The following is a 25,473-nucleotide window of genomic DNA, read 5'->3' on the forward strand; positions in this document are numbered from 1 at the left end:
TTAGTGGATGACTGTTTCTGTTGCTGTCCATACCGGTGATACATCTACCTTACGGGCCGCCCGCCACGGAATGAGCGACAGCAACAATATAACCGTAGCAATGCCTGTTACCAGCCCGGTACTTTTTCCGGAGAAAAAACATAAGCCATATAACAGCAGGGCAATAAACGCCAATGAAAAAGCAATCACCTGCAGTCCGAAACGGTTTTGTTTGCGGATGGCCAGGGCTTCCGCGGGAGCTGCTTCGGGTATGTTTTTGCTGCGTTGTTTTTTTTGTTCCTGCAGGTGTATATATTCCTGGCTGATATGTCCTTTGTAGTAAGCATACAGCTCGTACAACGCCAGCAGCAAAAAGGGCAATCCTACCCCCAGCAGCATTTCATGGGCACGGCTCAATTTGTACCCTGCCGTCAGTGGCAGCAGGAGTTTACATACCAGGTTGACGGCCAGGCTAACACCGGTAATATACAGGGTAGCCTTTCCCGTTAGCCGCCTGGAAAACAGGGCCCATATCGGCGGCGCCAGCAAGGGGCCGCCCGTGATCGCACCAATGCTTAATGTGACTTCCACAATTCCACCCATATAGGGTACTATCAAGGCAATCCCAATCATGCCTATACCAAAGAACCAGGAAGAGATCCTGGCTACCCGCATCAGGGTGGTATCTGATGCGGCCGGTCGGAACACCCCTTTATAGATGTCGTTGGTAAAAACGGCAGCTACCACATTCAGAGCGGTATTGGCAGAAGCAGAAGTAGAAAAATACATACCGGTCAGCATCAACCCCATCAGTCCCGCAGGTAATACCTGGCGGCATATCATCAGGTAAGCATTTTCTGTATCCAATCCCAGCAATCCGGGGTTAATACTTTTATACAACATCGGTGGCAGCATCCACAATACCGGGCTTACGATATACAGCGCCGCAAAAAGCCAGGCCACTTTTGATGCCGACCGCGGCGTATCCACACTGGTATAACGCTGTACAAACGTCCAGTTACCTCCGATATAGAAGATATGATACAAGGCATACGCCAGGATAAAACTCCAGGAATATTCTCCATTGACTACATCGAAAAATCCGGCAGGAGAAAAATGCAGAAAATGATGTACTCCGCCGGCCGCCTCAAAGGCAAGTGGTACGATAATCAATACGGCTGCTGTCAGGATCACAAACTGCAGGATATCCGTTACCATGACTGCCCACAAACCACCTACGGCGGTATAGGCAATCATAAACAATCCCAGCACCACAGTAGCCGGCATCAAAGGAAATCCTAATGATGCACTGACCAGCCTGGCAACGGAATAAAGTACGGAGCCTTTGATCAGTAAGGATACGATCATGAAGATATAGATAAAGCACTGCTGCACGTTAACGCCTAAACGTTCCCGGATAAATTCCGCCGCAGTAAGATTGCCGGTAGCTTTCCACCGCGGCGCCAGGTAGTATCCGGTTACCAGCCCGCCGATGCACATGGTCCATTGAATGGTGATGGCCACCCAGCCATATTTATAGGCAATGGCGCCCCATGCCACAAAAGTACCGGCAGAGAAAAAACTCATGAACAACGACAGACCGCCGATGAACCAGGGGACTGCTTCACCGGCCGCAAAAAAAGACCGCAGGTTTCTCCCGGTACGGGAAAAAGAGAACCCTACCAGCATGATAAATACAGAAAAGACAACCATAACAGTGGTATCAATAACAGCGTTCATCCCATTTTCCTTTTATCCCCGGTATTATTGTCAGGGAGTGATTGTTAATGTAATTTCTCTTGTTGTACGTTGTGCACCGTTGTAACGCACATTGGCTCCCTCAAATACTACCTTATAGCTACCTGGCCTGGTGTAGGTATATTTATACACCGGCAGTGCCGTACTAATATTCTTTATCGCCACGCCCGCATCGGGTTTGATGTACCCGGGGTCCAAACCTTTGCTGATGATCCAGTCTTCATTATCATCGGCCTCCTTCCCTGCTGCCGGCATCAGTAATCGCGTGGCAGAAATCATCCAGCCTGTTTCCTTATTCCTGAAATCAATCGCCTGCCAGCCGGCTGTAGCCATGGTGGCCAGCGGTGATACCATACCTTCCTGCGAAACGTTGCCGGCATCAAAAGCACTGATCACCCACCGGTTCTGGCCCTGTGTCTTCTTATAATCTGTATATCTGAATGCTACGTATAGCCGTGCCGTTGAGTCTTTCGGATCAGCAAATGCCTTTAAACTGATGGTACCGGAAGCTGTATTATCCTGTCCGGCAGAGAATACAGCACGGCTGGAAATATCTTTCCAGGTAGCTGCCCTTACTTTAGCGGTATCCGCTTCTCCTCTATAGTCAGCAGATACCAGCAGTTGCAGGTTCGGGTATATCTTCCCGAATTGCACCAACGTCTTAAAACTTATTTGCAGGTCATTCTCTGCGCGGGTACGATAGCGGTAATCGTAGTGATGTCCCGGTTCACCGGAATAGAAGGTAATATTATCCGGATCCCCGGTCAGGTTAAAAGTAATCATCTCTCCGGCTTTATAGGTGCTGGCAGCTGTTGTTACTTCCAGGGAAGGCGTGGGTACCTTTTCCTTACTGCAGGCTACTCCTGCCACTACGCATACCAACAGGCATAATAAGTTTCGCATAGTACATACATTTACAGGTCAGTTGTTTACCATCCCGGATTTTGTTCAACCAGATGATTGATCGTTGTTTCCGTCGTGGGTATCGGGAACAGCAGGTTACGGGCGGTTACATTTTTGGCGGCGCTGGCAGCATATTTCCAGGCAGCGGGCGCCGTAGCTGTAATCTCTGTGGCCAGTGACTGCATTTTTGAAAGATATAATCCCCAGCGTATCAGGTCATGTTTCCGCAGCCCTTCAAAACAAAGTTCTCTTGCCCGTTCATCCTGGATCTGCAAGAGAAAATCCGCTTTGCTCAAACCGGCAGGCAGATCTGCTGTTGCATCAGGGGTACCTGGTAACTTTCCATAAGCTCTCCTTCTCACCATATTCACCGCTTCATAGGCTTCGCCATCCGGACCATTTACCGCATTCTCCGCTTCCGCTTTCATCAGCAACACATCTGCATACCGGATTACAGGAAAATTAGTGCCGTTGTATAACCTGTTCTTAGGTACCAAGGTTTCATATTCCCGCCGCCATTTGCCGGCAGTACGGTCATATACCTGCGCAGGGGTATAACTCACCCGGCTGGTAACACCGGCAGCTATCGCATAACGATAGGGTGCAATAGCCCAATCGCGGCGCAGGTCGTCCGGTGCAAACAGGTTGAATAACCGGGCGGTGGGATGTACCCCTCCGCCGGAGTAACCAATATTATCATCCGGACATTCCAATCCGTTTTCAATACCCACTCCGCCGGCCAGCTGGGCTGCCCCTTGCTGATTGCCGTACATCCCGATTTCCCAGATGCATTCACCCGGTTCATTGATATCTTTTGAATGATTGATGAATATGGCGCTATAGCTGGTATTCAGTGAATGCCGGGCCGATTTGATCACGTTATTGGTGCAGGTCAGCGCATCTGCATACCGGGCTGTCTCATACAGCGGCGCGCCGGCCATTGTAAGGTACACACGTGCCAGTACTGCCTCTACAGCAGTGGCGGTAATTCTTTCATTGCTGGTATAAGTACGGATATCATGCACCAAAGGCAGCGCAGCCTTCATGTCGGCCACAATGGAAGCATATACTGCCGCTACGGGAGCACGGCCCTGCATGGGCTCCAGGGACGATTTAGTGGCAGTAAGCCGCAAAGGCACCGCACCAAAATTATCTGCCAGCACAAAATAAAAATAAGCCCTCAAAAAAAGCGCCTGTCCTTTGATGGCATTTCTTTTTGTTTCGTCCATTGCAGGCCGGTGCACATTCTCCAGCAACAGGTTGGCCCGGTCGATACCCTGGTAGGCAACTTCCCACAACTTGCCGACGTCCAGCTGGCCGGCATCAAAATCCATTACCCGGACATTGTTGGTCGAAACATTTTTGTAAAAGAATTCGTCGCTGATGGTCAGGAAACTGAACAAACCCCGCGCATACATTCTGCCATAGGTATCTATTAATCTGTTGTACACCCCATTCAGCGAGCGTTCCAGGTCAGCTTCGGTATTGTAGTAAAATTCCGGCGTCACAAAATCCTCCGGTTTCGTATCCAGGAATTTATTACACCCTGGTAGTATGCAACCTGTTAGTATAATCAGGGAGATGATATATTTTTTCATCCGTGTTGATTTTAGTGGCTGTAAATGTTTCCGCATCGCTGCTTCAAAACGTAAGATCCAGGCCGACAGTGAGGGTGCGGGCCTTAGGGTAGGCCGACCAGTCGAAGCCCGGTGTTAAAGCAGATTGTCTGACCGAAACTTCCGGATCCAGACCGGAGTAGCGGGTCCAGGTAAACAGATTCTGCGCAGCGGCATAGATGCGGCAGGACTTTATTTTAACTGGTTTCAATCTTACGGCCGGGAAGTTATAACCCAGTGCCACTGTTTTCAACCGCAGGTAAGAACCATCTTCAATGGTGCGGGAAGAGTAAACCAGCGGCCCCTGGCCACCTACCTTGTACAAGGTATTGCTTTGATGCTCCGGTGTCCAGCGGTTGGCATAGGAGGCAAACATATTTAGGAACGGCCTGTTGACATCTCCATTTTCAAACTCAATCCGGTTGGCATTCAGGATATCATTACCATAACTCCACTGAAAGAAGACATGCAGATCGAAGTTCCGATAGGTGAAATTATTCGAGAACCCACCAGTATGCACCGGATTGGGATTACCAATAATGGTCTGATCATTATTATCCACCTGGCCGTCGCCGTTAATATCCCTGAATTTGATATAACCCGGCTGGATAGCCGATCTGGGGCTACCGTTATTGGGTACGTTGTCTTTCAGTACGTATCCGCTTTCTCCCGATTTATTAAAGTCGCTGTACTGATAAATACCATCAAACAGGAATCCATAAAACATCGCAATCGGATGACCGGGAATAGCGATATAAGGATAGGCATTATTAAAATTCCCCCAGGTGATCCGCGAAGCATAGCTGGGCTCTCCTTCATTCAGCTGTAATACCTTGTTCCGGTTGAAGGAGATATTAAAACTGGTAGACCACGTAAATTTTTTCTGCTGGACAGGCTGCGCATTCAAGGTGAGCTCTATACCTTCATTCGTCACCTTCCCAATATTCCGGATACCATTGAGATAACCCAAAGAAGGCGCCAGCGTGGCATTCAGCAATAAATCGCGGGTATTCTTCCTATAATAATCTGCCGTAAGGGTAATCCGGTTATTTAAAAAACCGAGATCCAGTCCGATGTCTGTTTGCCCGGTGGTTTCCCATTTCAGCCCGGGATATCCCAGGTTGCCGGGAATAATGCCCTGTACCGGGGAATTGCCAAAGCTGTAGCCGGAATAGGGAAATAGTTGCAATGCCGACAGATAGGCAAAATCGGGTACCCGGTTATTTCCTGTCATGCCATAACCTGCACGGATTTTTGCTTCAGACAAAAATGGCAGGTCTTTCATAAAACCTTCTTCTATCAGCCGCCATGCCACTGCCACTGACGGAAAATAAGCCCATCGGTTAGCCGCGGGAAATTTCGAAGAACCATCCGCACGAAAGGACAGGGTAAACAGGTACCGCGATTTATATCCATAGTTCACACGACCCAGAAAAGACATCAATGCATTCGATGATTTAGCAGTGGGTCCTGTCGTGATAATTCCTTCATCCAACCCACTCATGCCCAGCGATTCATTGGGCAGCTGTGAAGCGGTAAAACCATAACTGTATAGGGATACCTTTTGCATAGACATGCCTCCCACTACATTCAGACTATGGGCTTTATTAAACACCCGCGCATACGTAAGCGTATTTTCATTCAGCCAGTTTGTTTTTTCCCCCTGACTGATCCCCCCATTCACGCCCAGCGTACTGCTTTTAGGATGGCCCAGCCGGGTGTTGGAGTTGTTGAACAGTTCTTTTCGTATAGCCTCTTTGGTGATACCGCCGGAAATCCGTAGCGTAAAATACCGGGCCGGCTTATAATCGATATAGGCATTGGCCATGATCGTATGGTTGAAAACCGGATTATACTCATTCCGCGTGGAGATGATGGGATTCATGCGGTATTCGCCCATCGGGTCTACATCCGGATCAAAAGGTTCGTCTGTCAGGGAAGCATCCCGGCCGGCATTACCGGTAACAGGCCTGTATCCCCAGATGCTGTACATCAGACTGGCCGTAGGACCTGTGGGTGTTGTATTGGCAACTGTGCCATAGGTTTTGGTGCCGGTGTAGTTCACATTGATACCGGCCTTCACCTGGGAGGTCACCTGCTGATCCAGTGCCAGTCTTGCCTGATAACGTCTGAAACCACTATTGATGATAATACCATCCTGGTTCAGCAGGGAGCCGGAAACCGCATAAGTGGTTTTCTCATTACCGCCTCTCATCGACAGGCTGTGGTTTTGCTGGAATGCATTCCTGAATACAAGGTCCTGCCAGTCGATTCCTTTTTCCTGTTTGTAGTCTTCCAGGGTTTTTCCATTATTCAGGTAGATGGGTGTATAGAGCGTATTGTTTTGTTCCAGCTGGTATTTTACAAACTCATAAGGATTCATCATCTCCTGTTTTTTCAGGTTTTGCTGAAATCCCATCCATGTTTGCCAGGTAATCACCGGTGCGCCGGTTTTTCCTTTTTTGGTAGTAATCATGATCACTCCGTTGGCGCCCCGGGCGCCGTAGATAGCTGTGGCAGAAGCATCTTTCAATACTTCAATGGAGGCTATTTCTTCCGGATTAAAAATGTTGTTGGCCGGATTTTCCACCGGAAAACCATCGATCACATACAAGGGAGAATTTTCCTGTGTAACGGAGTTGTTCCCGCGGATCACAATGTTCATGGGCGATCCCGGCTGGCCATCGCCGGCAGATACTTGTACGCCGGCCACCCTCCCACCCAGCGCTTCTTCAAAGGAAGACACGGGTGCCTTTGCCATATCGGCCATTTTCACCTCTCCTACGGCGCCGGTGAGGTCTTTCCGCTTTACGGTGCCATAGCCTACTACCACTACATCGTTCAGCCCTTTTACGGTGGGTTCCAGTGTGACATGGTATACATTTCTGCCGGCAGTTACTTTGACGGCTTTGGGAAGATATCCCACATAGGAATATAAGAGTGTAGCAGCTGTATCTGCGCTCAACTGATACCTGCCGGCTTCATTGGTGATAGCCGATTGTACGCCCCCTTTTATCCGGATAGTGACACCTGGCAGCGGCGTACGGTCGGTAGCCGTTACGATGCCGGTAATCACCTGTGCACCGGATTTAGCCGGCTGCTGCTGTGCCATTACAGGCAATGCGGTGAAGAGGATAAAAAACAGGCGTAAGAGATACCTTACTGGTAAAAAAGTATTTTCATGCATACCCCCAACATGTTTTAGTGATCATGATGCATTTGCATGCCGGTACCGTTGTCATATCCGGCAATGGCCTTACGGCCTGCAAAGCGTTGTTGATTTTGGTCCTTTATAAATAATCATTCAGTTGATGGCTGGCATCAGCATACAGGGATAGCAATAGCTGGCGCTGACACGCCAAAGAATAGCTGTTTTTTTCATATCGTGCGAATTTCCTGTATCAAAGATTACAACTTATTATTATCCTTAAAACAAAAAAGTAATTGTTTTATCATTGGGAATGTTCCCATAAACCGGGAATGTTCCCAATACTGAAATTATTTCGTTCCTTTATCGCCTAAACGAACATCCATGAAGCGACACCAGGTAACCATCGTAGATATCGCCCGGGAACTTCAGCTTTCCAAATCAACCGTTTCGCGGGCGTTGACCGGTCATCCCAGCGTTAATGCCACTACGCGGCAACTGGTACTGGAGCTGGCAGAAAAACTGGACTATCAGCGCAACATGCTGGCCATCGGGCTCATTACCCGTAAGACAAATACGATCGGTATTATCGTACCGGAGTTTACCAGTTCCTATTTTCCCACCGTCACGATTGCAGCGCAGGAAGAAGCAGGGAAAGCCGGCTACAACACGGTTATCTGCCAGTCCAATGAGCGCTATGAAACAGAGGTGGCTAACACCAAAGTGATGCTGGCCAACCAGGTAGATGGCTTATTGGTATCTATCACAAAGGAAACCAGGAATTTCGATCATTTAAAGATATTTCAGCGGAAAGGTATTCCCATTGTATTTTTCAACCGGGTATGTGATGAAATGGATGCCCCCAAAGTAGTAGTGGATGATTATGATGGTGCTTACCGGGTAGTCAGCCACCTGATTGAAAGAGGCCGGAAAAGGATTGCGCATTTATCCGGGCCACCTTCCTTAATGATCAGCCAGAAAAGACTGAACGGATACAAAGCTGCGTTGAGAAAAAATAATATTGAGTATGATGAAAGCCTGGTCATTCCCTATGACCTGAACATCGATATGGTACACATCTATGTCAATCATCTTCTAAACCTGCCGGCACCACCGGATGCCATTTTTGCCATCAGTGATCCTACCGCTATTGAGACCATTCAGGTCATCAAGAAAAGAGGATTAAAAATACCCGAAGACATTGCCGTAACAGGCTTTAGTAATGACTTTGCATCCAGCCTTATTGAGCCTTCCCTCACCACCGTATCGCAACCGGTAAAAGAAATAGGCAAAACGGCGGCACAGTTGCTGATAGACCAGATCAACCGCGATGTTTCGGAATGGAAAAACATTATCAGGGTATTGAAAACGGAATTGATTGTGCGTAATTCCAGTTGATGTTGCTGCCGTCATTATTTAAAAATCACAAAAATCAATACTGCCTGTCAGCTCTGCCCACCTGGCGGACAACAGCTTCGCGTAGTCTAAACTATTAAGTCCGTATGCTCCCAGTGAATATCCGTCATTGGCTTCTACCAGCAGTGTTTCTCCTTTATCCGTAATACCGAAATCCAGTGCAAAAGCTTTGGGCGCCGACGTATAGCTTTGCAACGTAGCGGCTATCACAGCAGCATCGTAATGTAATTCCCAATCGCCCCGGTATCGTCTGACATCCAGGATATGACCATACCTTACAAAACATCTCCATTCACTGAGAAATTTCACCGGTTCCGCACACCAGATATCCATATCTTCCTGATAGTCGTAGCAGCCTATCAAATCACGTTCGGCAGTAATCAGTTTACCGGTGAAGGCTTTAGACCGGTTCATGGGCTTGATAAAAACAGGTTGGCCGCCCGCTTCTTTGGCAAAGGTATGCAGGGTAGATGGCCATAGTTGTCTTCCTAAAAACGGATGAAGCGAATAGGGATAATCCAGCGGAGCTGGCAGTGTTATCTGAAAATGTGCCAGGGCTTTAGTTATATCACTGATTCCGCCTACCACCACCTCTTCCGGCAGTTGCTCCTTCAGCTGTGCGATATCCTGATAAAACAGTATTTCCCATCCCAACTGACGAAATCCATCCAGCGCAACAAAGGCATTTACATTAGCGCACTCTCCATCGGAGCCCTTGTGAATATAAACTTTCATATAGGCGAATTAAAGCCTAAAGATATTAAGACGAACGAAATTCCGGATTATTTTTTCAGGGGATTCATCACTTACGTTGTGGGATATACGAACCAGAAAAAAGGGAATAATGGCATTCATCAAAATTTCCCGGCAACTACATGATCCCGTAGAAATGGTAACTTTCACTATAGCACTATCAGCCGTATAATGTATCATCCATGCGTAGCAGCCGCTGAATTAAAATCTGCAACCCTGCTGCTATTACGATACCACCATACCTCTACTTACAAAACCATCGCCATTTCCACGCTGCCGGCTTCGCTTAGGCTGCCTGTCACATCCATTGCTGTAATACGGGGATTTTCACGGGTGGCGGCCACCAGTTAATAGTTACTTTTGTGTTATCCTATCACATTAAAACCCCACTATTATGGCAACTCCCCTTATTCCCTCCAAAAGTGTAAATGCCTGGATTTACCTGGATGAGGATGAACCAAAAGGCACCGGCTACACGACTGTTAATAGTAGTTATCAATCCCTCGTGAACAATAACGTATATAAGAACACAGATATGGTGCTGATCTGTTTTTTCGCCGTCATACCAGATAACCAGGGATATTACACGATTGATATCGGCAACGCCACCACCGTTCACCCGGATGGCTCCACGACCGCGCAGTATTTACAATATACCATACAGGATGCGCGTGCGCAAAATGCAGACGTAAAGCTGCTGGCCACCTTAAACTACAATACGGATAACCTCTCCCAGATATTTTCTTCCAATCCGGATCAGTGGCCAACTGCGACCGCTAATTTTGCCACCAATGTAAAAAATTACCTGGTGGCCAATCAGATGAACGGGCTGGATATAGACTGGGAAGGAAGTTTTGCATCTGCTATCACCCGGCAGCAATTCAGTATGCTGTTCACGGCCATCCGGCAGGCTTTTGACACCAATACCAGCTCTTACCTGTACCTGAGTTTTTCACCGGCAGAAGTAGGCAACCTGGATGTAGCCACCATGAATAGCTGTTTTGATATCGTCAACCTGCAACTCTATTCTGGTTTCACGTATGTCAGTTCATTTGTCAACATTGGCATCAATCCATTGCTGATGGCCTACGGCGCCAAATTCGAATCCAACTATCAGAATGCTACCAATGCCTACGATCAGGCGCAACAGGGATTCAAATACCAAAACCAATCGTATGTTTACAACAACATCACGCAATGGCGGCTGAACTCCGACAACTATGAATTTGAACAGGGGCAGCAAATATTATTATACCAGCTGGCCTACGGTGTTCCTGGTTCGTCTTTCAACGACGGCGCCATTGCCGGCAAAGCCGGCAATCCGCCTATCACCACGCTGGCTGTCAGCGGCGGCGACGTACTGGACTCTTTGCAGGCCACCAATAGCTGGGTATCCAATGGTACAGAAAACATACTGGGACTGCTGCAACATGGTGGGAACGGCGGTAATGGCAATACCATTCAGCTTTCCTCCGGTGAGCTGATCACCGAAGTGTATGGCTATACCGGTATCTGGTTTGGCTGGGAAGTGGTGGCGCAACTCTCTGTTAAAACCAGTGCGGGCCATACCTACGGCCCATTCGGCCATCTGAATAATGTATCCGCTACTACATCATTTAGTTATACGGCGCCTTCCGGGCAAAGTATCATCGCTTTTAATGGAAATACCAGCCAGGTACCGTTAGCCAGTGGCGGTACTACGATGGTTATCACTGCTTTAAATGTCAGTTTCGGATAGGCATCCCTGTTAGCCGGGACACAGCTAAAAATGAAACCCTATAAAGCAGCCCATTAAATACCATACAGCAGCCTTTCAAACGGCTGCTGTATTTTTTCCCGTTTGTATAAAATGGAAACTGCTTCCTATACCGACCATCATGGCATTCAACAAACACCGCGGGGATAAGGAATGGTATCTATGCATCCTAATTCATTGGTACACGTTTGTAGCATGGTAATACATACACTTCCATAAGTTACGCAATCACCTGTTTTACGTCCCTCGTCCTGCTGTGTGACACCTCCTTGTATCTTTCCCCTATCAGATATATTAAGATTGCAAACGGTTCCTTTAACCAGCAATAATTTCCTGGTCAGCAGTAAGCTTTTCTTTTTCATTTGATATGATGTTAAGATGAGATAGTAAATCAGACCATGTAGTCATCTACCCCAAAAATGCCTAACCAATGGTAGCAGATATTTAGTCAACGGTCAGAAAGCAGGGATCATCCTCCATAAAAGCCTTTATCTAACGCCTTCCTGATAAGGCTGCCGCATGCATAGCAGATGCACCAGCACTTTTTCCTGTAACATTCACACCTACCCCACTTTTACTTCGCCGGAATTTGTATTAGTTTCGCGAAAAAGTGGCAATGGCAACAACCGGATCTTTTCTGATCGATACGCTTCAACAGCTGGGCCCTGTCAGCAAAGCTGATAAAGCAATATATCTGCATCGCTTCCAGGTAAAACATTACCGGAAAGGCGATTTTTTTCTGCAGGAAGGACAAGTCTGCAAATATATGGGACTCGTGGAATCCGGATTACTGCGTTATTACATCAATCAGGATGGTAAGGAAAGAAGTTTTTCTTTTCTGCATGAAAAAAGATTTCTCTGCAACTATGAAAGCTTTATTACACAGGCTCCCTCTACCAGAATCATACAGGCGCTAGAAGATACAACGGTACATGTAGCCAACTATGAAGACTTTCAGTACATCTTTGACCATACTCAATCAGGCGATAGAATCGGCCGGTTAGTACTGGGCATGGCCTTTATAAAACTGGAAAAAGATCTGGCTTCCTTTTATACAGACACCCCGGAACAACGTTACCAACGATTCATAGAAGAATATCCTCAACTGCAGCAACGCATCTCCCAATACCATATCGCTTCCTTTGTAGGCGTAAAACCGCCTTCCCTCAGCCGCATCCGCAAAAGAATTTTTGAAAGCAGGTAATTTCTTCACCCAGGTGAATGAAATTGTTATTTTTCCGATAGACCTTTACTGCTGTAAAACGGCACACATGATAGCACAGTACCTATGGCAAGCAGGTTCATTGATGATCGCCCTGATGGGGCTCCTCCATCTCCGGGGCACGCTTTTTTCGAAGGCCATGCATCCACGCGATGAGCAATTAATAGCCGACATGCAGGCGACTCCCCTTATTTTAACAGATAAATTAACGATGTGGCCTTCCTGGATTGGTTTTAATGCTACCCACAGCAGTGGCGCCATCTTTTTAGGCATGATCAATTGTTATATCGGCTACAAATACTTTGGCCTGTTACAGTCAGATCCTTTCTTTGCGGTATTGACCCTGCTTATCATCGGCTTTTATGCTTGGGTAGCCGGCAAATACTGGTTCAAAACCGTTTTTCTATTGCTGGCCGCAGCATGGCTTTGTTTTATAGTGGCGGCCATTTTAATGTACATGTAGTAAGTAATAAAGTATGAACGCCATGTTACCATCTCCCACCGTAAAAGAGGCCCTCCAGGACTTCTACCAGCAACACCAGTATGGCGAAGAAGGGGGCACCTATGAAAAATTTGCCTGGATAAAATTTGGATTTTTCTCTATTCCAATGATCAATACCGCAGGCAGGCGTAAACATGTTTATTTACATGACATCCACCATATTGTTACCGGTTATGATACCAGCTGGAAAGGAGAAAGCAGCATCTCCGCCTGGGAAATAGCGGCCGGCGGCTGGGGGAACGTGTATGTCATCTGGATCATGGCACTTTGGGCGATGGGACTGGGCGTATTGTTTTATCCTAAAAGTACGTTGCAGTCTTTCCGGCGAGGACTCACCATGCACAATGCCCTCACCTGCGGATTATCTAAACAGGATATGTACCAATTGTCTGTACCGGCATTACGCAATGTATTAAGCAATCAACCCAGGCGCCATCGCAGCATTTTATGTTGGATGATGATCAGTTTGGTTGTTTTTATCACGCCTTTCATCGTGGGTATCTTATTTATTGGGCTGCTGGTGTACTTGTTATAATGACCATTAAGCGCCTGATACTACACTGTTATTTCCTAAACCGCTGAAAGTTATAGGTAAAGGAAAGCATCACATACCGTTGCCGGGTATTGGTATTCAAACGCTGAATCCTGTTATTGTCCACGGAGATGAACATATTGGTATTTTGATTCAGCAGATCAAAAACACGCAACTTCAGCTCTCCCGACTTATCCTTAAACAATTGTCTGGTTACAGCAGGAGACACCATCGGTATCCAGTGCTGCCCACCTGTCTGCACGCTGCTATTATAGGCCACATTAAAATCTGACAACAACTGCCAGCTTTTTCCCAGCGTATACCTCACATTACCGGAAACATTGCCCGTAAAATAGCGAATGGTTGCGGTAGATGCCGGCGTGTAAGTCAGCATATGATAGCTGGCATTGCCACTCAGTGTCAGGGACAACGCACGCGAAATGTTCGTTTGCAGGCTCACCATTGCCTGCAGGGCTATATTGCGGGTGTACACATCCTGCTCATTAAGGATCGTCTTATTTTGGACATAATCGATACCTGCAGTAAATTGGAGGGTTGATTTTAACCTGCTGACAGGAAATGCATAATTGACATTACCCACTATACTATATGCGCCATTCACATTAACAGGCATCATGATTTGCACACCATTGGGCAATTGTGTAACGGCATATTGTATGTCGTTTCTATTCATGCTGGCTCCCAGCGTGGCACTATACATTTTTTGCTTGATGGCATCCGTATGCTGATAAGAGAGTGAAAAGCTGTGCACCTGCACTTGTTTCAGATCAGGGTTTCCCTTCATAATACGTAGGGAATCTACCGTAGCAATAGTGGGTTGCAATTGCTCCAATGCCGGCTGCCGCGGTACCACATCATAATTGAATTGCAGGTTGGTTATCTCCGAAAAATTATACTGAAAGCTTACCCGGGGTATAACACTCAGATAATTCTTTCGTATATCCGTATGGGTAAGCAGGTTATTATTGACCAGTTGCCGGGATTGCCAGCCAGCACGGATATGCAGCATATATTTATCCTGGGTTAACTGATAGCTGATACTCCCCTCGTGGTCCTGTACCTGGTTTTTAAAGCGGTTGCTTTGGGTACTGTCCCGGATCAGGTATTGCTGCCATTTTTCATCATACCCGCAGACGTCTGTAGCATTTTTACCTGTTTCATATTTGTAGCTGTACTGCATCAGCAGGGATTGTTTTTCTCCGATACGCGCTGAATAGGTGATATCCGTTTTCACCTGTGCCCGTGTGGCCGCTATCTGCCGGCGCTGGTGCAGGGTATCCGTATGGGCAGCAGGCTGCCAATACTGATTAAGTGAATAGTTGTCTGCTGTTGTATTATTTTTATTGTAAAACATATCCATGGCAACAGATAAAGCCCGACGTCCGTTCTTGCCTTTATGCACAAACATCGCCTTGATGGCAGCATTGCTGGTATTGCTTTTCCCGTTGGTATGATAGGTAGCTGTATACATCGTATCTCCCGGCATTGTTTTGCCGCCAGTCAGTGCGCTTTGCTGTGCAGCAAAATTTTCGTTTTGTGCATAGTTGATATAAGGGCGGATGGTTAACCGGTTATTGGCATCGAACAGTGTTTCCATATTAAATCGGATGACATGCCTGCTGTTATCTGACAAGCCTTTGCTGCGCTGCTCCTGATACGTCGCCGCCTCCTGTGGAAATATGTACTGTGTGGCGGATTGCTGCTCCTGCAGCATCTGCTCGTTTGTATAGGTATAACCACCATTGATAGCTGTATGTGGCCCCCATTTATCCCGATAATGCACTCCGCCACTCCGGTTAGTGGTAATGCCATTATCCGTACTGGCCGGATCCTGCGCCATTGCTGTAAAAACGGGGTCATTGGTGTTCGTGCCTTGTCCGACAAAAGACAATTGCCGGTTGTTTTTAAAGTGGTTCAGTTGCACCCCGACACCATAAGTATCTGCACTGCCGCCAGCCACACCGGCTTGTCCGAAAGTGCCGTTACGCCGGTTACGCTTAATCGTCAGGTTTAAGGTTTTTGTTTTTTGTCCATCGGGTATGCCCGTAAACTGACTGACCTCACTGGCAGCATCATATACCGCTACTTTATGGATCATTTCAGCGGGGAGTACCTGTAGTACTGCATTCGGACTGTTCTCAAAGAATGGCTGGCCATCTACCAGTATTTGTTGAATATCCTGCCCGTTGGCTTGTATCTTTCCGTTGGGCAACACCTGAATACCTGGCAGCAACCGCAGTAAGGCGGCTACCTTCTCATGAGGACCTGTTTTAAAACTGCCTGCATGATATTCAATAGTATCTTTTCTAATCACAATCGGTGGCGATGTGATAGTGACAGAATCCAGTTCTTTGATCTGTACCGCCATAAACAGGATGCCCGCATCAAATAGTAGCTGGTCTTTGGTAAGCACAATTTCCCTGGTATACTTTTGATATCCCTGAAAGCGGACTTCCAGCAAAAAGATACCCATGGGGAGATCTTTCAGGGAGAACTCCCCGTTGTTTCCGGCTACGGTCATAGCACGGTAAGAGGTATCCGCTGCATGGAAAAGAAAGATAGAAGCGTTCTGTAAATTTTGATGGTTAACGCTATCGGCTAAACGACCTGTTACCATTCCTTGCTGTGCATAGGTCAGGAAGGAAACAGCCAGCAGCAACAGGAGCAATGCATACTTTTTTTTGCGACGCGTTAGCATGGTCATTCATCTGAAATGATGAAAAAGGAAGAAATGAGTAACGAGGCTGATTTCTTCCTTTTCCATGTATACCTATCTAAGGTTACTGGCAATCCTTACTTCCATACAATTCATACGTATATTGCCCGCAACCACGGGTAAAATAGTCTCCACTGCCTCCTCTAACCGTGGAATAAGCCAGTCCTTTACACCCATCAACTGAACCAAATACCGGTTGCCCGTTAGGATCTGTAAGCTTATGAGAGGCCCAGGTTATTGGCGTGGCTACTCTCCAATCCACAGAAAAAAAGGTAGTACGATTGTCTATGGTACAATCATGCGGAATTTCCGGTGTATACTGTACACCCCAGGAGGGCACACTATAAGTCCAACGATATAATGTAGGCGCATTAGGTACGCCGCTTTCTTTGACAACGATGGTTACAATTACCTGTTGCAGGGTATAATTGACAAAAACAATCTGACTGGTCCCCGGCGGAGGAGGTACCCGTTTGTTTTCAACAAAACTGCTGCTACCGATAAAAACAGTGGCAAGTAACAATAGTAGCACTGTTTTCTTTAAAAGATATTTCATAAGTCTGATGATTTTGGTGAAGGAATGATTACATACAGGAATTTTTTTCACGCTGACAGACCGGTTTATTTTACCGGTGTATCAGGATAAATAATGGTATCTATGACATTTACAGACAACCACTACTCCCATACAGTTCATAGGTATATTGCCCGCAACCATAGCCAAAAGGATTTCCGGTGCCACCTTTGGTGGCAGAAGAACCCAATCCTTTACATCCATCCGGCGAACCGAATATCGGTTGTCCATTAGGGTCCGTAAATCTGTGAGAACCATTATTCAATGGTGTAGCGACTCTCCATTGTATATACAGATAGGGACTCCAGACACCTATTGTGCAATCATGGGGAATGGCCGGCGTATACTGTACGCCCCACGCCGGCACACTATATGTCCAGCGATAAAGCGTAGCAGCCGCTGTTCCACCCCCATCCTTTATGATAATATCTACTATTACCTGCTGCAGGGTGTAGTTGATAAAGGCGATCTGACTGTTACCCGGCGGAGGCGCTTTCGGTTCATGTTTTACGAAACTGCTGCTCCCGATAAAAACAGCGATAAGCAGCAGCAACGCTACCATTTTCTTTAGTTGACATTTCATAAGTTTGATGATTTTGGTGAAGGAAATATTAAGTACAGGAATTGTTTTTCGATGGCACAGGTACATTCAGGATAAACATCAGCGCATAAAATCATCACATTTTTAAACCGGGGAATAGCAGCTATGTACTGATTGGAAAACGAAGGGATCTACAAAAAAACAACAGTCGGCACAACAGGAATTTTTATCATTTTACGATCGTTTACCTGAGATGATCAGCTTAAAAATAAGGCAGGTATTTCGCACCGGGTAGCTGTACTAGGTAGATGTCTGCTTTTGTTCTGTAGAAAGGAACTTTTTATAGATGGGCACCTGGCGCCTGCTTGCTGTAACACGATCACTTTCACCATCCCGGGTAATTTTCTTTGCAATAATTAACCATCTGTCTGCCCATTTTAACCACCTGACTGATTATCTGCTTTTGTGGAGTACTTTTAAACCCAAAGTATCCCATAACTATTTTAAAATCACCCGTATGTTTTCAGCAAAAACTTACATCGACAGGAGAAGTGGCTTACAAGCAGCCATCGGAAGCGGCATCATTTTATTGCCCGGCAACGACGATACCGGTATGAACTACAAAGACAATATCTATCCGTTCCGGCAGGATAGCAGCTTTTTATATTATGCAGGTATCGACAGACCAGGGCTGACTTTTATTATTGATGCAGATAACAACCGGGAGATTTTATTTGGAGACGAAAGTACCGTCGAAGATATCGTGTGGACAGGATCAGTAGATTCGCTGGTATCGCAGGCTGCCAGGGCCGGTATTGCAGACGTACGGCCTTTATCCCAGCTACCCGGTTTTCTGGCAGGCAACAAACAAACCATTCATTTTCTGTCACCCTACAGAGCAGATATTACCCTTAAACTGAGCAGCTGGCTGGATATACCTGCCGCCCAGATTCCGGAGCGTGTGTCGGTGAAGCTGATAAAAGCCATCGTTGCCCAACGTTCCTATAAAACCACAGAAGAAATACAACAGATAGAAATAGCTGTCAATACCACCATCGACATGCAGCTGAAAGCTATGCAGCTGGCAGCTGCCGGCGTTACAGAAACGGAGATATCCGGTCAGTTACATGCCGTAGCGATTGCCGCCGGCGGCCATATTTCTTTTCCGGTGATTCTTACTACCAACGGTCAGTTTCTCCATAACCACCCGCACCACACCCCACTGCAACAAGGACAGCTGGTGTTATGCGACTGCGGTGCAGAAAATGCAATGCGCTATTGCGGCGACCTTACCCGCACCCATCCGGTCGATAAAAAATTCACGACCGCCCAGCGGGACATCTACGACATTGTATACCAGTCCTACCAGGCAGCAGCAGATGCGATCCGGCCAGGCATACGTTTTAAAGATATTCACCTGCTGGCCTGTGAGCAGATAGCAGCCGGACTGACTGCACTAGGGTTGATGAAAGGCGACCCACGGGAAGCCGTAGCCGCCGGCGCGCACGCACTGTTCTTTCCTTGTGGCGTAGGGCATATGCTGGGACTGGATATACATGATATGGAGAATCTGGGAGAAGCCTATGTAGGTTATACAGATACCCTGCAGAAAAGTACCGCATTCGGATTAAAATCTCTCCGCCTGGGCCGGGAGCTGGAAGCAGGATTTGTGTTGACCGTTGAACCGGGCATCTATTTCAACCCCTTACTGACAGATGCCTGGCAGGCAGCTGGTAAACATACCTCCTTTATCAACTATGAAAAATTAGCCGCTTACCGTAACTTCGGGGGAATACGACTGGAAGACAATTTCCTGGTAACCGCGGAGGGCAGCCATTTATTGGGTCGTCCTTTTGCCCGCACCGCTACTGAAATTGAAAACCTGATCGCTTCTTTATAAATCTCCTGTTATACATGAAAAACAAATTACTGTTCGTATCCGTTTTATTTTTATTTGCGTGTAATACCCGTAAAAGTGATAACACCGGTCAGCACCCTTTACACCTCCTGGCAGAAAAGTATGTACGGCTGGGATTAAACATCGGGCAATATGACCCGGATTTTGTAGATGCCTATTACGGCCCGGATTCCTTAAAGCCACTTACCCGGCAGGCCACCTTCCCCAAGGATAGTTTCCAGACGGAAATAACTGCCTTAAAAGCTGCTTTACAACAGGTAGCGGATACCACCCAAACAGATACTATCCGTATCAGGGCCAACTGGATGAGACGTCAGCTTACTGCTTTCAGCAGACGCATAAAAATATTCTCCGGCGAATACAGCGATTTTGATACAGAATCAAAGGAACTGTTTGATGTGGTAGCACCCACCTATCCTGAAACACATTATCAGTCGCTCGTAGCGGAACTGAACAGGCTGTTGCCCGGCCCTGGCGCCGTGCAGGATCGTTTCCAACAACTGGCCAACCGTTTCATCATCCCGAAAGATAAGCTGGATACTGTTTTCAAGGCGGCCATTGCAGAGGCCCGCAGACGTACCTTACAGCATTATGCCTTACCAGCAACGGAAAACTTTACCCTGGAATATGTTTCCGGTAAACCGTGGATGGGGTACAACTGGTACAAAGGCAATTATGTGAGCCTCATTCAGATCAGCGCCGACCTGCAGATCTTTATCGAGAAAGCAATCGATCTGGGCTGCCACGAAGGTTATCCCGGACATCATGTGTATAATATGCTGCTGGAAAAAAACCTGTATCACGATAAAGGCTGGCCGGAAATATCGTTATATCCGTTATTCAGCCCGCAGTCGCTGATTGCAGAGGGCAGCGCCAACTACGGCATAGAAATCGCTTTCCCCGGAACGGAGAAAAATACGTTTACCAAAAATGTATTATTGCCACTGGCAGGATTGGATACTACCGGGATAGACACCTACTTCCAGGCGCTGGCTATCAAAGGACAGCTCAACTATGCCCGCAATGAAGTGGGCCGCGGCTTACTGAATGGCAGCATGTCTGACACCACAGCAACACAATGGCTATTGAACTATACCCTGCTGAATCAGGAAGCAGCGGCTAAAGGGCTGCAGTTCATCAAAAAGAACCGTAGCTATGTGATCAATTACAACTACGGCCAGGATCTCATCAGGAATTATATTGCAGCAGCCGAAAAAGGTAACCAACTCTCAGATAGATGGGAAAGCTTCGGGCGTTTGCTGACAAATGAAATTACACCAACAGACCTGATCAATGCCCATCACGCGGAATAACTATTCCTGACGACCATTTATTGACGACCATTCATCATCGCAGATAATCTTTTGGACAGCAGCAGTAACAACACTGCTGCTGCTCCTACCATCACCACAAAAAGCAGGAAGAAGTCATAGGCATTCCGGATGGGATACCCCACGAAAGCCGTGATCCTGCCTTGCTCCGGATACAGCGTACTTAATACACCGGCAAATTTATTGGCCGCCGCTGTTGCCAGGAACCATACAGCCATGAGTAAGGAGGAAAATTTAAGTGGCGATAGTTTATTCACCAATGAAAGCCCGATCGGTGATAAGCATAGCTCTCCGAAGGAATGTAAAGCATACATGCCGGTAATCCAGATAATACTTACTTTGGCACCGGGCGTAATCGCCTTTACGCCGAAGGTAATCCACAGATATCCTAATGCCAGCAACAACAATCCTATTGCCATCTTCACAACAGCGTTTGGTTCACGCTTTCCCAAACGCGGCCACAGCCAGGCAAAGAAAGGGGCAAAAAGCACGATATAGATAGAGCCCAGGGAAAGAAAAAGACTGGGAGGAATTTCGTTCAGCGGGAAAACGCTGTTGCCTTGTACCAGCAGGTACACCTGTATACCTACGATGCCTGTCAGCAAACCTGCCAGCAATCCATATACGGTATGGCGCAGCAAACGATCTGCTGCTGCAGCAAGCTGTCTTTGGGTTTTCCGGTACAACCGGTATAACAGATACCATAGCCCTACAGCGCCCAGTTGTATACCCCATACGGGTATACGCCAGCCCAGCTGTCGGTCCGTTTGTTCATCTGCAAAAAAAGTCAGCGAAGCGCCTGCCTGTTCAAACGCTGCCCAGAAGAAGATCACAAAAAAGGAAATGATAAAAATCAGTTGAATCCGCTGCTTCTCCACCCGGGAGAGCGAGGGATCACGCAGGATAATCACCGCAATCACGATCACGACTACCACCAGGAAATACGACAGGTAACTGATCACCGCTGCATCCAGGTATAATAAACCGATCATCAGTAATGTAATCAGTACCAAACCTGCCACTGTCAGCAATGGCCGGAGCAGCTTTACCGGCGCATCTTCCGGCGTGAGGCCCAGTACATTTCCCGCAGGATCTTTTACATACCGGTGATGAAACACTACCTGCACGATCACGCTGATGATCATGCTGATGCCACCGGCTAAAAATGCCCACTTGAAATCGGCCGGGTTGCCGGTATCTCCGGTAAGTCCGCAGATAATAGGGCCTAAGGCGCCACCGGTATTAATACCCATATAAAAAATAGTATAGGCCGTATCTTTTCGCTTATCCGTTTCACTGTAGAGTTGTCCTACCAGGGAAGAGATATTCGGTTTAAAGAACCCATTGCCGGCAATCATGCAGCCCAGACCGCAAAAGAAGAGCAGCAACGACAACTGCGGATAGGTATGAAATAAGGAGGCACATACAAAGAGTACCATCTCCCCTGCCGCCATCACAATACCACCGATAATGATGGATCGCCTGTTACCCCAGTAACGGTCTGCTATATAGCCGCCCAGCAAAGGTGTCAGATAGATAAGACCAGTATAGCTGCCATACAGGTTGGCGGCAAACACTTTACTGAACAGCAACGCTTTGGTCATAAACAGGATCAGCACCGCGCGCATGCCATAGTAGTTGAAGCGCTCCCACATTTCAGTAACAAACAGGATATACAGACCTTTGGGATGAGGTAGTAGACGGGAATCAGGCATAGTGCTATATTTTCAATACCCTGTTCAACCAGGGTACCATCTCAAATATGCACTGCTTTAGCGGATATGTATTTGCAATAATTAACTGCCTGTCCGTTCATTTTAACCAAAGTGAGGTTGGTTAGGTTATTCCTGATTAAACCGGCGCATCATCAAAAGAAGGTTCCACAAGGCAAAAAATTCACCTCCCTTATGTGCATGAAATAAAAAAATCTGCTCCTGCTGATCTTTGACCTCCAGTTCATGCCATTCACCTTTGGGAAGCCGGCTATCTCCTGCTAATTGGGATGTCCGCTTTTTCGATGTGATAAACGTTATCTCTTTCAGCGGAAGCACGTACACGCCCTGGTTATATCCAATTAATTGTCGCGTACAGAGCAACGTCCATTCCTGGCTGGGTGTAGTAAAGAACAATACCGGGATGCCCGCTGATTCCATATCAATTTGTGCAGCCAGGTATGTTTTCGTAGCCTCAGGCAGATCATCGTACAAGAAGGAATAAGCAGCCGGCAAATTATGTTTTGTAGCCTGCCAGATCAACCTTTTCCGGAAGTATTCATCCGTTTTATGCAGTAGCGTCATAGGGAGATAAATCTATTCTGATATTAAACTCATTCCATCACCATCCTATCTTTTCACAATTTTACTATTTAAAAAACAAAAACCTTGCAACAATAGATGTTACAAGGTTTTAATTATGTAAACCTGCTTATTTTATCAGCAGATGATTTATATTATTATCAGGAACTCACTTCCCCTCAATAAGCTGTATGGCGGCTTCCAGCTGCTCATCCCGCCCCGCTTTGATACCAGCAATGGTAGGTTTCACGATACGGTCTATTTTCACCCCCTTACGCTGGGCTTCTGTACCATCCGGATATAAAATGCCTATACCGGAGATCATTGTTCTCACATCGCCCGGTAATGTAATGAAGGATATATTCCCATCTGCACCTGCCGTTGTCGTACCAATCACTGTTGCACACGAAGCAAAAGCCATAGTCGTATATTCCGCCTGACTCAGGGTATTTTCATCAACGATCACCACCAGCTTACCTTTATAGTGATCCTCTCCTGCACCTCCGTTCTTATCATATTCTCCTTTAAAAAACATCCCGGGACGATCGGCACTGCCATATGTAAATTGTACAAAAGGGGTAACCTTTTGTTTAAACCACTCCCCATAGGTATGCGGCATGAAGGTACCCGGATAACAACGCAGGTCAATAATGATTCCACGGGTATTACCCAGCAGTTTTTTGACCTTATCCAGGTCAGGATCTTTCAGGTTGGCCGGATAGAGATAGCCAATGTTATCTGGCAGTAGTTTATACCCCACTGCCACCTTTCTTTCATTCCCATCCCCCTGCCACATGAATGGCGCCAGGCGTATACGGGGGATCAGCACCTCAGCAGTCTTACCATTGCGCCGGATTTTCACGCGTACCTGCGGTAACTGGCCCCGGAGCAGCCATCCCGTACTATTTGCCACATCCCGTAACATCCGCTCCCTATTGGAGGCGGGCGTCAGTGGTTGATAACGCTGTACCAGTTGCTGAACAGGCGTGCCGTCTATTGCTTCAATCACGTCACCGATGTAGATACTTTCCCGGATGGCTAAAGTATCCTTATAATAAGATGTCACCACCAGTTTGTCTTCGATAAACCGGGCCTTGAAGGGAGTCATCCACTCCCCTTTTGCTTTATCCAGCGTCTTATTACCCGGCCATATATTGGCATGCGTGTCCTCCACCTGGCCGATCAATTTCAGGCAGGCCTTCACATATTCCGTACTGTCTGTTGCCTGGCAGAATTCAGGTATAGCCGTTTGCAGGACCCCATCCCAATCTTTCGTTATCAGGTGACGGGCCGGAAAAAAGTACCGGATCATATTCCAAAAGCGGTAAAGTGACAGTAACCGCATCCCCGCATCCGGATAGGTCCCGGCCTCCCTGTACTTTTTTTCATTCCGGAACTCCGGATTATGAATATACCTGTTGTGGGTGATGTAATAATGTAAGGTAGCGGTATCGCGGTTGTCTCTGATATAGATAAGCTTCTCCCGCAAAGAAGCCGGGAAATTGCCGGTTTCAAAAAGCTGCCCGAATACAGGCAGCTGCGTGGCATTTTTTGCTGTCGTAACAGACTGACAGGAAGGGCATGGCGCCGGCTTTCCAAAACCATCTACCCACTTTTCCAGCACACTATCTGCTGTCGTTTTACTGCCGGCATTTATGATCTGTGGCAGCACCCGAAACAAAGCAGCATCCATATTATATTCTCCGCGATTAACACCCGCATGATAATATTTCAGGAAACCCCAGAGCTGACCCAGATTCACCAGGTTGGTCATATCTTTTTTTGCTATCGGGATGGCTGTTATTCCCGAGCCTTTATCAAAAGCGGTATCTAATGCAGCAGGCGGCACAACAGTCGGATAAACGGCCGCCGTTGAGATATCTTTATCGTCTATCGTAACCCGCAGGTCATCTGCCCATACCTTACCTTCACCGATGAATAACACACCCACCAAAATATCCGCTGCAATTTCCGGCTCATAGTTCAGCGTTATTGTGTACTCTTCCCATGCGGTTGTACCAGTTACCATGCGATCCTCCATATTGTTAAATGCAATCGGATTGCCTTCGCGGCCATCAATACGCATCCATATCGCTGCCTGACCTTTTTCCAGTGCGGTTTTCAGATACCCCTTCAACTGTATTTTTTTACCGGCGAATACCCGGCTGATTTTATAGGAACAAGCTACCCATCCCGTTCCTTTTCTGTCAATCAGCAATGCATTACGCCCCTGATGACTCACGGTACTGTCTATACGGAAAGCTCCGGCTTCCACGGGATTGATCGTTCCCGTTATACTACCCAGCCCCCAATGTAACGGATAACCTGTTGAGGGATCTACCTGTTCAAAATTGAGATTATAAAGAGATGACTGCGCCCGACAAGCATACGTCGTCAGGCATAGAAAAAAAGCGAATAGGGTTTTGTACATAACAATAAAATGTTGCAGGGTTAATTGATCAAAATGAATATACGGATAAGTGCTGCAGATAA

General features: G+C 47.0%; 18 protein-coding genes. 7 read left to right on the top strand and 11 right to left on the bottom strand.

The genetic code is table 11. The features are described from left to right. The 4 genes from OL444_RS21845 to OL444_RS21860 are packed head-to-tail and all read right to left on the bottom strand — an operon-like array spanning position 1 to position 7,443. On the bottom strand, positions 1–1,719 hold the full coding sequence (locus OL444_RS21845; RefSeq protein ID WP_264729722.1) for a sodium:solute symporter family protein: 1,719 nt from the start codon (positions 1,717–1,719) through the stop codon (positions 1–3). 30 nt (positions 1,720–1,749) lie between these two features. Next, the gene (locus OL444_RS21850; protein ID WP_264729721.1) at positions 1,750–2,640 is read right to left on the bottom strand and encodes a DUF5017 domain-containing protein; all 891 of its coding nucleotides are present in this window, start codon (positions 2,638–2,640) and stop codon (positions 1,750–1,752) included. A 26-nt stretch (positions 2,641–2,666) separates the two neighbouring features. After that, positions 2,667–4,238, bottom strand: a complete 1,572-nt coding sequence (locus OL444_RS21855; RefSeq protein WP_264729720.1) for a RagB/SusD family nutrient uptake outer membrane protein — start codon at positions 4,236–4,238, stop codon at positions 2,667–2,669. Positions 4,239–4,281: 43 nt separating this feature from the next. Beyond that, on the bottom strand, positions 4,282–7,443 hold the full coding sequence (locus OL444_RS21860; protein ID WP_264729719.1) for a SusC/RagA family TonB-linked outer membrane protein: 3,162 nt from the start codon (positions 7,441–7,443) through the stop codon (positions 4,282–4,284). 345 nt (positions 7,444–7,788) lie between these two features. On the opposite strand from OL444_RS21860, the gene OL444_RS21865 reads away from it, so the two are divergent. Next, entirely contained in the window at positions 7,789–8,802 is a 1,014-nt protein-coding gene (locus OL444_RS21865) for a LacI family DNA-binding transcriptional regulator (protein WP_264729718.1), read from the top strand. An 18-nt stretch (positions 8,803–8,820) separates the two neighbouring features. Here OL444_RS21865 and OL444_RS21870 read toward each other — a convergent pair whose 3' ends face one another. Next, complete coding sequence (locus OL444_RS21870) at positions 8,821–9,555, bottom strand: ATP-grasp domain-containing protein (RefSeq protein ID WP_264729717.1); 735 nt, start codon at positions 9,553–9,555, stop codon at positions 8,821–8,823. Positions 9,556–9,967: 412 nt separating this feature from the next. Here OL444_RS21870 and OL444_RS21875 point away from each other — a divergent pair, with 412 nt between their 5' ends. The 4 genes from OL444_RS21875 to OL444_RS21890 all read left to right on the top strand — a co-directional run bounded on the left by OL444_RS21875 (position 9,968) and on the right by OL444_RS21890 (position 13,588). Beyond that, a complete protein-coding gene (locus tag OL444_RS21875; protein ID WP_264729716.1) occupies positions 9,968–11,311 on the top strand; it encodes a jacalin-like lectin in 1,344 nt (447 codons plus the stop codon). Positions 11,312–11,945: 634 nt separating this feature from the next. Next, the gene (locus OL444_RS21880; protein ID WP_264729715.1) at positions 11,946–12,533 is read left to right on the top strand and encodes a Crp/Fnr family transcriptional regulator; all 588 of its coding nucleotides are present in this window, start codon (positions 11,946–11,948) and stop codon (positions 12,531–12,533) included. Positions 12,534–12,600: 67 nt separating this feature from the next. Continuing rightward, positions 12,601–13,014: an LIC_13387 family protein gene (locus OL444_RS21885; protein ID WP_264729714.1), complete on the top strand. Its 414-nt coding sequence runs from the start codon at positions 12,601–12,603 to the stop codon at positions 13,012–13,014. 13 nt (positions 13,015–13,027) lie between these two features. Beyond that, positions 13,028–13,588, top strand: coding sequence for a hypothetical protein (locus OL444_RS21890; RefSeq protein ID WP_264729713.1), 561 nt, complete (start codon positions 13,028–13,030; stop codon positions 13,586–13,588). A gap of 28 nt (positions 13,589–13,616) precedes the next feature. Here the strand turns inward: OL444_RS21890 and OL444_RS21895 are convergent, their stop codons facing one another. From OL444_RS21895 to OL444_RS21905, 3 genes are all read right to left on the bottom strand, one after another. After that, positions 13,617–16,310 (bottom strand): TonB-dependent receptor, encoded by a 2,694-nt coding sequence (locus OL444_RS21895; protein WP_264729712.1) that lies wholly within the window; start codon positions 16,308–16,310, stop codon positions 13,617–13,619. A gap of 76 nt (positions 16,311–16,386) precedes the next feature. Continuing rightward, on the bottom strand, positions 16,387–16,878 hold the full coding sequence (locus OL444_RS21900) for a hypothetical protein (protein ID WP_264729711.1): 492 nt from the start codon (positions 16,876–16,878) through the stop codon (positions 16,387–16,389). A 109-nt stretch (positions 16,879–16,987) separates the two neighbouring features. Continuing rightward, the gene (locus tag OL444_RS21905; RefSeq protein ID WP_264729710.1) at positions 16,988–17,479 is read right to left on the bottom strand and encodes a hypothetical protein; all 492 of its coding nucleotides are present in this window, start codon (positions 17,477–17,479) and stop codon (positions 16,988–16,990) included. A gap of 475 nt (positions 17,480–17,954) precedes the next feature. Between OL444_RS21905 and OL444_RS21910 the strand changes: the two genes are divergently transcribed. Both OL444_RS21910 and OL444_RS21915 read left to right on the top strand, forming a co-directional pair. Then, on the top strand, positions 17,955–19,337 hold the full coding sequence (locus tag OL444_RS21910; protein WP_264729709.1) for an aminopeptidase P family protein: 1,383 nt from the start codon (positions 17,955–17,957) through the stop codon (positions 19,335–19,337). Positions 19,338–19,351: 14 nt separating this feature from the next. Continuing rightward, on the top strand, positions 19,352–20,668 hold the full coding sequence (locus tag OL444_RS21915; protein ID WP_264729708.1) for a hypothetical protein: 1,317 nt from the start codon (positions 19,352–19,354) through the stop codon (positions 20,666–20,668). Between the two features lie 17 nt (positions 20,669–20,685). On the opposite strand, the gene OL444_RS21920 is transcribed toward OL444_RS21915, so the two are convergent. The 3 genes from OL444_RS21920 to OL444_RS21930 form a co-directional block, all read right to left on the bottom strand. After that, entirely contained in the window at positions 20,686–22,401 is a 1,716-nt protein-coding gene (locus OL444_RS21920) for a peptide MFS transporter (protein WP_264729707.1), read from the bottom strand. Positions 22,402–22,527: 126 nt separating this feature from the next. After that, positions 22,528–22,983 carry a hypothetical protein gene (locus OL444_RS21925; protein WP_264729706.1) on the bottom strand — a complete coding sequence of 152 codons (456 nt, stop codon included), beginning with the start codon at positions 22,981–22,983 and terminating at the stop codon, positions 22,528–22,530. A gap of 166 nt (positions 22,984–23,149) precedes the next feature. Then, on the bottom strand, positions 23,150–25,411 hold the full coding sequence (locus OL444_RS21930) for a S41 family peptidase (protein WP_264729705.1): 2,262 nt from the start codon (positions 25,409–25,411) through the stop codon (positions 23,150–23,152). Positions 25,412–25,473: the final 62 nt, after the last annotated feature.

It is taken from the genome of Chitinophaga nivalis, assembly GCF_025989125.1.
GTDB lineage: Bacteria > Bacteroidota > Bacteroidia > Chitinophagales > Chitinophagaceae > Chitinophaga > Chitinophaga nivalis.

What these genes read in the sequence shown, in the direction of transcription:
- OL444_RS21870 (WP_264729717.1), bottom strand. Translation starts at nt 9,555, where the DNA reads ATGAAAGTTTATATTCACAAGGGCTCCGATGGAGAGTGCGCTAATGTA.
- OL444_RS21855 (WP_264729720.1), bottom strand. Translation starts at nt 4,238, where the DNA reads ATGAAAAAATATATCATCTCCCTGATTATACTAACAGGTTGCATACTA.
- OL444_RS21860 (WP_264729719.1), bottom strand. Translation starts at nt 7,443, where the DNA reads ATGCATGAAAATACTTTTTTACCAGTAAGGTATCTCTTACGCCTGTTT.
- OL444_RS21885 (WP_264729714.1), top strand. Translation starts at nt 12,601, where the DNA reads ATGATAGCACAGTACCTATGGCAAGCAGGTTCATTGATGATCGCCCTG.
- OL444_RS21905 (WP_264729710.1), bottom strand. Translation starts at nt 17,479, where the DNA reads ATGAAATGTCAACTAAAGAAAATGGTAGCGTTGCTGCTGCTTATCGCT.
- OL444_RS21930 (WP_264729705.1), bottom strand. Translation starts at nt 25,411, where the DNA reads ATGTACAAAACCCTATTCGCTTTTTTTCTATGCCTGACGACGTATGCT.
- OL444_RS21895 (WP_264729712.1), bottom strand. Translation starts at nt 16,310, where the DNA reads ATGACCATGCTAACGCGTCGCAAAAAAAAGTATGCATTGCTCCTGTTG.
- OL444_RS21910 (WP_264729709.1), top strand. Translation starts at nt 17,955, where the DNA reads ATGTTTTCAGCAAAAACTTACATCGACAGGAGAAGTGGCTTACAAGCA.
- OL444_RS21900 (WP_264729711.1), bottom strand. Translation starts at nt 16,878, where the DNA reads ATGAAATATCTTTTAAAGAAAACAGTGCTACTATTGTTACTTGCCACT.
- OL444_RS21865 (WP_264729718.1), top strand. Translation starts at nt 7,789, where the DNA reads ATGAAGCGACACCAGGTAACCATCGTAGATATCGCCCGGGAACTTCAG.
- OL444_RS21850 (WP_264729721.1), bottom strand. Translation starts at nt 2,640, where the DNA reads ATGCGAAACTTATTATGCCTGTTGGTATGCGTAGTGGCAGGAGTAGCC.
- OL444_RS21875 (WP_264729716.1), top strand. Translation starts at nt 9,968, where the DNA reads ATGGCAACTCCCCTTATTCCCTCCAAAAGTGTAAATGCCTGGATTTAC.
- OL444_RS21920 (WP_264729707.1), bottom strand. Translation starts at nt 22,401, where the DNA reads ATGCCTGATTCCCGTCTACTACCTCATCCCAAAGGTCTGTATATCCTG.
- OL444_RS21890 (WP_264729713.1), top strand. Translation starts at nt 13,028, where the DNA reads ATGAACGCCATGTTACCATCTCCCACCGTAAAAGAGGCCCTCCAGGAC.
- OL444_RS21915 (WP_264729708.1), top strand. Translation starts at nt 19,352, where the DNA reads ATGAAAAACAAATTACTGTTCGTATCCGTTTTATTTTTATTTGCGTGT.
- OL444_RS21845 (WP_264729722.1), bottom strand. Translation starts at nt 1,719, where the DNA reads ATGAACGCTGTTATTGATACCACTGTTATGGTTGTCTTTTCTGTATTT.
- OL444_RS21925 (WP_264729706.1), bottom strand. Translation starts at nt 22,983, where the DNA reads ATGACGCTACTGCATAAAACGGATGAATACTTCCGGAAAAGGTTGATC.
- OL444_RS21880 (WP_264729715.1), top strand. Translation starts at nt 11,946, where the DNA reads ATGGCAACAACCGGATCTTTTCTGATCGATACGCTTCAACAGCTGGGC.